Here is a 6,509-nt window from a genome sequence, read left to right as displayed (position 1 = left end):
GGCTGGAAGGGGCGCGCGAACTGCAAATGAGGGTAGCCGGTTGATGTTTGCGCCAAGCCCCCCTCTCTGGCCTGCCGGCCATCTCCCCCTCAAGGGGGGAGATCGGCAGTTCGGGCGCCCCGCCAACCTCTCTACGTTGAAGATTGGCGAAGGCCTCGGTGACATCCAATCTCCCCCCTTGAGGGGGAGATGGCCGGCAGGCCAGAGAGGGGGGCCTGGGCGCAGGCATCTCAAACCATGCTAGCTCTCTTCCTCCGCGACATCCGCCTCTCCATCCGCGCCGGCGGCGGCGCGTTGACCGGCGTCATCTTCTTCCTCGCGGTCATCGTCACCATCCCGTTCGGCGTCGGCCCCGACCTCAACCTGTTGTCGCGCATCGGCCCGGCGATCCTGTGGATCGCCGCCCTGCTCGCCTGCCTGCTCGGGCTCGACCGGCTCTTCCAGGCCGACCGCGAGGACGGCTCGCTCGATCTGCTGGTGCTCAACGGCGACCGCCACATGCTGGCGCTGACGGTGCTGACCAAATGCCTGGCCCATTGGACCGGCAGCGTGCTGCCGCTGGTGGTCGCGGCTCCTCTGCTCGGCCTGTTCATGAATATGGAGCCGCTGGGTATCGGCGCGACGGCGCTGACGTTGCTTGTCGGCACGCCGGCCATCACCTTCATCGGCGCCGCGGGTGCCGCGGTCGCGGTGGCGCTGCCGCGCGGCGGGCTGCTGATCTCGGTGCTGGTGCTGCCGCTCACCATTCCGGTGCTGATCTTCGGCGTTTCGGCCAGCTATGGCGCGGTGGCCGATCCGGCGCCGTTCCTGCAGCCTTTCCTCATTCTCGCCGCGCTGACGCTGTTTCTTGCGGTGCTAGGCCCGCTGGCGGCGGCGCTGGCGCTGCGGCACGGGACGGATTGAGGCGAGGGAGACGTTCCTTCACTGCGGCACCGCGGCAAATTGCAGGACGGTCGCGGTAGGGCTAAGGGAAGACATGATCGGAACGGTTGACATGACCAAGGGCAGAGGGCGGTCGCTGTGAGCGCGCATGCCCTGTTCGTCACCGCCGCCTATGCCATCACGGCCATCGTGCTGGCCGGGCTGGTCGGCTGGATCCTGCTCGACCAGCGGGCGCGCAAGCGTGAGCTCGCGGCGCTCGAAGCGGCCGGGGTGCGGCGGCGTTCCGACAAGGCCGTCAAGTCATGAGCATCGATGGCGAAGCTCCGGCGTCGCGACGCCGCCTGTTTGTGCTTCTGCCGCTCCTGGTGTTCCTGGGGTTGGCGGGACTGTTCCTGTCGCAGCTGCTCTCGGGCCGGGACACCTCGGAAATCCCCTCGGCGCTGATCGGCCTGCCGGCGCCGCAGACGGACCTGCCGCCGCTCGAGGGGACGAGTCTGCCCGGGCTCGAGTCGAAAGACTTCGCCGGCAAGGTGACGCTGGTCAACGTGTTCGCGTCCTGGTGCGCGCCGTGCCGCGAAGAGCATCCGGTGCTGCTCGGCCTGTCGCAGGACAAGCGCTTCACGCTAGCCGCGCTGAACTACAAGGACCAGCCGGAAAACGCCCGCCGCTTCCTCGGCGATCTCGGTAATCCGTATCAGGCGATCGGCGTCGATCCGGCCGGACGCGCGGCGATCGACTGGGGCGTCTATGGCGTGCCGGAGACCTTCGTCATCGGCAAGGACGGCAAGATCGCCTACAAGCATGTCGGGCCGCTGACGCCCGACTCCGTGAAGGCTTTGCTGCTGCCGCAGATCGAAAAAGCGCTGGCGGCGCCGGGCTGACATGGCGCCAGGCTGAGTCCCCTTACGTCGTCATTCCAGGGCGAAGCAAGGAGCGAAGCGACGCAGCGCAGACCCTGGAATCCATTCCGTGACGTTGATCGAGGAATGCGGCGGTCCAGAATTGGCGCTTGTTGGCCCGTGTGTCTGCACCGCTGCTGCGCTCGCAAGTCACGGCATGGATCCTCGGGTCAAGCCCGAGGATGACGAGGCGTGGTAGCTCAGCCGTAGATCTGCTTGTGGACCTGGTAGAGCATCTCGGAACGGTCGGCGCGCAGATCGGCGAGATCGCGGCTCGACAGGTTCTCGATTTCGGCGACGAGACGGTTGTAGTGGCGGCGCTTGGCGATGCTGGCGCGGGCACGGGAGACAAGATTGTCGAACATGACAGGGTTCCTTTCATGCCGCATTGACGCGGCCGGTTGTTCCTCCCTGACGATTGCGAGGATGACATAGGAATGGTGCATTGCAAAAGAAAGATGCTGCAATGCACCATTGCAATCAGCGCATAGCCGGTTAATTCCGACCTAACAGGCCTATGTGCCCGGCCGGGCAGCCGAGATGGCGCGCTTCACGCAGTTCTCATCCGTTTTGTCATACAAATTGCAGGCCTGCCGTCTTGCCAGATCGGCTTCGGGCTGGCTTGATCCGCCCGTCACCTGATGCCGGGAGGAAATTGATGGCGGCCGCTGACTATTACGAAATTCTCGATCCGCGCTTCGCGCGCCTGTTCAACGGCAGCGCGCAGGTGGAAAAGCTGTTCACGGGCTGCCGCTGGGCGGAAGGACCGGCCTGGTTCGCGGCCGGCCGCTATGTCGTCTGGTCCGACATCCCGAACAACCGCATGCTGCGCTTTGACGAGACGGACGGCAGCGTCAGCGTGTTCCGCCAGCCGTCCGGCAATTCCAACGGCAACACCGTCGACCGGCAGGGCCGGCTGGTGACCTGCGAGCATTCCGGCCGCCGCGTCAGCCGCACCGAGTTCGACGGCTCGATCACCACCATCGCCGAGAAGTGGAAGGGCAAGCGGCTGAACTCGCCCAACGACGTGGTGGTGCGCTCCGACGGCTCGATCTGGTTCACCGATCCGAGCTACGGCATCGACACCGACTATGAGGGCGACAAGGCCGAAAGCGAGATCGGCGCCTGCAATGTCTATCGCGTCGATCCGGAGACGGGCGATGTCGAGGCCGTCATCACCGACATGGTGCGGCCGAACGGGCTCGCCTTCTCGCTCGACGAAAGCCTGCTCTATGTCGTCGACACCGGCCGCACGCATGGCGAGAAGAACCCGGCGCATATGCGGGTCTTCAACGTCGGCAAGCACGGCAAGAAGGTTTCGGGCGGCAAGGTGTTCGCCGACTGCACCGCCGGCCTGTTCGACGGATTCAGGCTCGATTCGGAGGGCCGCATCTGGACCAGCGCCTTCGACGGCATCCACTGCTACGACCCGGACGGCACGCTGATCGGCAAGGTCAAGGTGCCTGAGGTGACCGCCAACTGCGTGTTCGGCGGCAACAAGCTCAACTGTCTCTACATCGCCGGCACCACCTCGCTCTACATGGTGCGGCTGATGGTGAATGGGGCGAAAACCTATTGAAGCTGCTGCAGGCGCTGTTCTGGCCCTTGCTGGTCTTTCTGCGCATCCCCGCAGCGCCCGCCGCGCTGCGGTTCCCGCAACCACCGCCATCCGGGGCGCCGGACCGAATTGCCAAGCCGTCGCCTGACGCCAACCGGCAGAACCCAAGGGGAGGACATCATGCCATTCGTCAACATCCGCATCGTCAAGGAAGTGATCGCCGCCGATCCGGCCGGCAAGAAGGCTGACATCGCCAAGAAGGTGACCGCGGCCATCATGGACGCCACCGGGCTCAGCAACAACGATGTCTGGGTGGTGTTCGAGGAGGTCAACGCCCGCGACTGGTATGTCGGCAAGACCGATGTGGAGACGCTGCGGAAGGGGTAGAGTGTTTACGCCGCGGCGTTGAAGATGCGAGGGGTCGGCGGGACAGCGCCCCCCTCTGTCCTGCCGGACATCTCCCCCACAAGGGGGGAGATCAGATGTCGCCTCGGCTTTCGCCAATCGCCGACGTTGCAGGAAGGGCGCCGGCGCGGAAACTGCCAATCTCCCCCCTTGTGGGGGAGATGCCCGGCAGGGCAGAGGGGGGCGCGAAGGATCGCAAGCGAAGCTGGTTAGCGCTCACTTTGATCGAATGAACCCGGAGAAAGCCTCGATCGCTCCGTGCATCGCCCGCCGGTTCGAACCCTCCGCCAGGATCATCTCCATCTCCGCCGGCTTCTTGCCCAGCAGCGCGATCTCCAGCGCCCCCTCATATATCGCGAACGACATCGTCCGCATGATCTCGGCCAAGGCGGCCCGCGCATAGAGCGAGCGCGGCGAGGCATGCACCAGCATCGCCGGCTTGCCGACGGCGGCGTCGCGCGAGACCAGCCAGTCGAGCGCGTTCTTCATGCCGCCGGGCACGCCATGCGCATATTCCGGGCAGGAGACGATGACGCCGTCGGCGCGGGTAATCATCTCGATCAGGCGTGCCGCCTCGGGCGGCGTGCGGTCGCCCTCATCGTCGGGGTTGAAGATCGGCAGCCGGCCGAGGCCGTCATAGACCTGGACATGGCAGTCCGCGGGCGCGTTGGCGGCCAAGGCGGCGAGCAGGGCCGAATTGGTCGAGGCGGCGCGCAGGCTGCCCGATATGGCGATGATGTCGATCAAGGGAGAACCGGACGAGGAGTGAGTCGTCCGCGAAGCCTACCACATGGTCTGCCGGTAATCGTCGTCCAGCTCGCGGTCGATCTCGCCGGCGCTTTCGCTCAGCGCCAGCTGGTCGCGGATGATCTGGCCGAGCGTCGGCAAGGTCGCGCGGTCGTACCAGGTCTCCGGCTTCCACAGGTCGGAGCGCATGAAGGCCTTGGCGCAGTGCATGTAGGCGGCCTTGACCGTCACCACGATCACGCTCTGCGGTTCCCTGCCGTCGACAGCCAGGCGTTCGCGTAAGGCGGGGTCGACGGTGATGCGGGCGTCGCCGTTGACGCGCAGCGTCTCGTTCATGCCTGGGATCAGGAAGAGCAGCCCGACCGACGGGTTGCGGATGATGTTTTCCAGCGTGTCCAGCCGGTTGTTGCCCGGCCGGTCGGGAATGGCGATGGTGTTGTTGTCGAGGATGGCGGTGAAGCCGGGCTTGTCGCCCTTGGGCGTCACGTCGGCATTGCCGGCGCCGTCGGAGGAACCGATCAGCACGAAGGGGCTCTTGCCGATGAAGGAACGGCAATGGCCGTCGAGGGCTTTCAGTTCCTTGCGGATCGAGCCGTCGGTCGGCCGGGGCGTCTTGTAGATCGTCCTCAGCTCGTCATGCGTGGTCAGGAATTCCATACTGCCCCTCTCTTAGCCTGACGCAATTCCGGGCGGACGTTACGGCGAAGTCGCCGAACCTAACCGCTACACACTTTTCCTGGAATTGCCTTAGTTTCCCGCTTTCTCTTCCTTGGCTTTTTCCTCAAGCGAATGGCGCATGATCAGCGGCATCTGGCTGAAGGTGAACAGCAAGGTGATCGGGATCGTGCCCCAGACCTTGAAATAAAGCCAGGTCGCCTCGGAAAAGTTGCGCCAGACAACCTCGTTGAGCACGGCGAGGAACAGGAAGAACAGGCCCCAGCGGAAGGTCAGCTTGCGCCAGCCTTCGGCATCGAGCTGGAAGGCGGAATCGAAGACGTAGCCGAGCAGCGAGCGGCCGAACAGAAGCCCGCCGAGAAGCGTGACGCCGAACAGCGAGTTGATGATCGTCGGCTTCATGAAGGCGAAGGTCTTGTCCTGCAGGTAAAGCGCCAGCGCGCCGAAGACGAAGACGACAATAGCCGAGACCAGCGGCATCAGCGGCAGGCTGCGCGTCAGCGCCCAGGAGGCGCTCAGCGAAAGCGCGGTCGCGACCATGAAGAAGGCGGTGGCGATCAGGATCGGCTCGCCAAGATGGGTGAGGATGGGGAATTTCTCGGCCAGCCACTCGCCACGAATGGTGGTGAAGAAGAACACCAGGCCCGGTCCCAGCTCGAGCAGGAACTTCAGGCCGGGATTCATCGGCTTGCGGCGTGGATCGGACGGGTCGCGTTCGAGGATGTTCATAAAAGTCCTTCTTGCGCATGATCTGGCCGAAAAGCAGGCGGCCTTCCAAGATCACGCCCTTGTTCAAGCCACGCCGGCGATCGCCCGGGCGAATTCGCTGGCGGAAAATGGTTCGAGGTCGTCGACCTGTTCGCCGACGCCGATGAAATAGACCGGCAACCTGTGCTTGGCGGCGATCGCCACCAGAATACCGCCGCGCGCCGTGCCGTCCAGCTTGGTCATCACCAGTCCGTTGACGCCGGCGACGTTGCGGAAGATCTCCACCTGGTTCAGCGCGTTCTGGCCGGTGGTGGCGTCGACCGTCTGCAGCACGGTGTGCGGCGCTTCCGGATCGAGCTTGCCCAGCACGCGCACGATCTTCTCCAGCTCGGCCATCAGCTCGGTCTTGTTCTGCAGGCGTCCGGCCGTGTCGATGATCAGCACGTCGGAGCCGGCCTCCTTCGCCTTCTCGAAGGCGTCATAGGCGAGGCCCGCCGCATCGGCGCCGAGCTTGGTGGCGATGACGGGCGATTTCGTGCGCTCGCCCCAGATCTTCAGCTGCTCGATCGCGGCGGCGCGGAAGGTGTCGCCGGCGGCCAACATCACCTTGAGGCCGCCTTCGGTCAGCTTGGCGG

General features: G+C 65.0%; 10 protein-coding genes. 5 read left to right on the top strand and 5 right to left on the bottom strand.

What is annotated here, in order from left to right; translation table 11 throughout:
* The first annotated feature begins 237 nt into the window (after positions 1 to 237).
* The 3 genes from ccmB to EOD07_RS17565 all read left to right on the top strand — a co-directional run bounded on the left by ccmB (position 238) and on the right by EOD07_RS17565 (position 1,763).
* A complete protein-coding gene (gene ccmB / locus EOD07_RS17575) occupies positions 238 to 903 on the top strand; it encodes a heme exporter protein CcmB (protein ID WP_040987903.1) in 666 nt (221 codons plus the stop codon).
* 117 nt (positions 904 to 1,020) lie between these two features.
* Positions 1,021 to 1,188, top strand: coding sequence for a heme exporter protein CcmD (gene ccmD, locus EOD07_RS17570; protein ID WP_127236368.1), 168 nt, complete (start codon positions 1,021 to 1,023; stop codon positions 1,186 to 1,188).
* Positions 1,185 to 1,763 (top strand): DsbE family thiol:disulfide interchange protein, encoded by a 579-nt coding sequence (locus EOD07_RS17565; RefSeq protein WP_127236367.1) that lies wholly within the window; start codon positions 1,185 to 1,187, stop codon positions 1,761 to 1,763. The genes ccmD and EOD07_RS17565 overlap by 4 nt, the downstream gene beginning before the upstream one ends.
* Before the next feature lie 218 nt (positions 1,764 to 1,981).
* On the opposite strand, the gene EOD07_RS17560 is transcribed toward EOD07_RS17565, so the two are convergent.
* Positions 1,982 to 2,146: a hypothetical protein gene (locus EOD07_RS17560; protein ID WP_116390116.1), complete on the bottom strand. Its 165-nt coding sequence runs from the start codon at positions 2,144 to 2,146 to the stop codon at positions 1,982 to 1,984.
* Positions 2,147 to 2,439: 293 nt separating this feature from the next.
* Between EOD07_RS17560 and EOD07_RS17555 the strand changes: the two genes are divergently transcribed.
* Positions 2,440 to 3,360 carry an SMP-30/gluconolactonase/LRE family protein gene (locus tag EOD07_RS17555; protein WP_127236366.1) on the top strand — a complete coding sequence of 307 codons (921 nt, stop codon included), beginning with the start codon at positions 2,440 to 2,442 and terminating at the stop codon, positions 3,358 to 3,360.
* 159 nt (positions 3,361 to 3,519) lie between these two features.
* Positions 3,520 to 3,726 carry a 4-oxalocrotonate tautomerase family protein gene (locus tag EOD07_RS17550; RefSeq protein ID WP_041003007.1) on the top strand — a complete coding sequence of 69 codons (207 nt, stop codon included), beginning with the start codon at positions 3,520 to 3,522 and terminating at the stop codon, positions 3,724 to 3,726.
* Positions 3,727 to 3,960: 234 nt separating this feature from the next.
* Here the strand turns inward: EOD07_RS17550 and EOD07_RS17540 are convergent, their stop codons facing one another.
* The 4 genes from EOD07_RS17540 to EOD07_RS17525 form a co-directional block, all read right to left on the bottom strand.
* Positions 3,961 to 4,491 carry an NADPH-dependent FMN reductase gene (locus EOD07_RS17540; protein WP_127236365.1) on the bottom strand — a complete coding sequence of 177 codons (531 nt, stop codon included), beginning with the start codon at positions 4,489 to 4,491 and terminating at the stop codon, positions 3,961 to 3,963.
* 36 nt (positions 4,492 to 4,527) lie between these two features.
* On the bottom strand, positions 4,528 to 5,148 hold the full coding sequence (locus EOD07_RS17535; RefSeq protein ID WP_127236364.1) for a pyridoxamine 5'-phosphate oxidase family protein: 621 nt from the start codon (positions 5,146 to 5,148) through the stop codon (positions 4,528 to 4,530).
* Positions 5,149 to 5,238: 90 nt separating this feature from the next.
* Positions 5,239 to 5,895 carry a septation protein A gene (locus EOD07_RS17530; RefSeq protein WP_040987845.1) on the bottom strand — a complete coding sequence of 219 codons (657 nt, stop codon included), beginning with the start codon at positions 5,893 to 5,895 and terminating at the stop codon, positions 5,239 to 5,241.
* A 63-nt stretch (positions 5,896 to 5,958) separates the two neighbouring features.
* The coding region (locus EOD07_RS17525) for a signaling recognition particle receptor family protein (RefSeq protein ID WP_164772313.1) at positions 5,959 to 6,509 on the bottom strand (551 nt) is incomplete at its 5' end.

The organism is Mesorhizobium sp. M2C.T.Ca.TU.002.02.1.1, from assembly GCF_003997225.1.
This window is presented reverse-complemented; position numbering and strand designations above follow the sequence as displayed.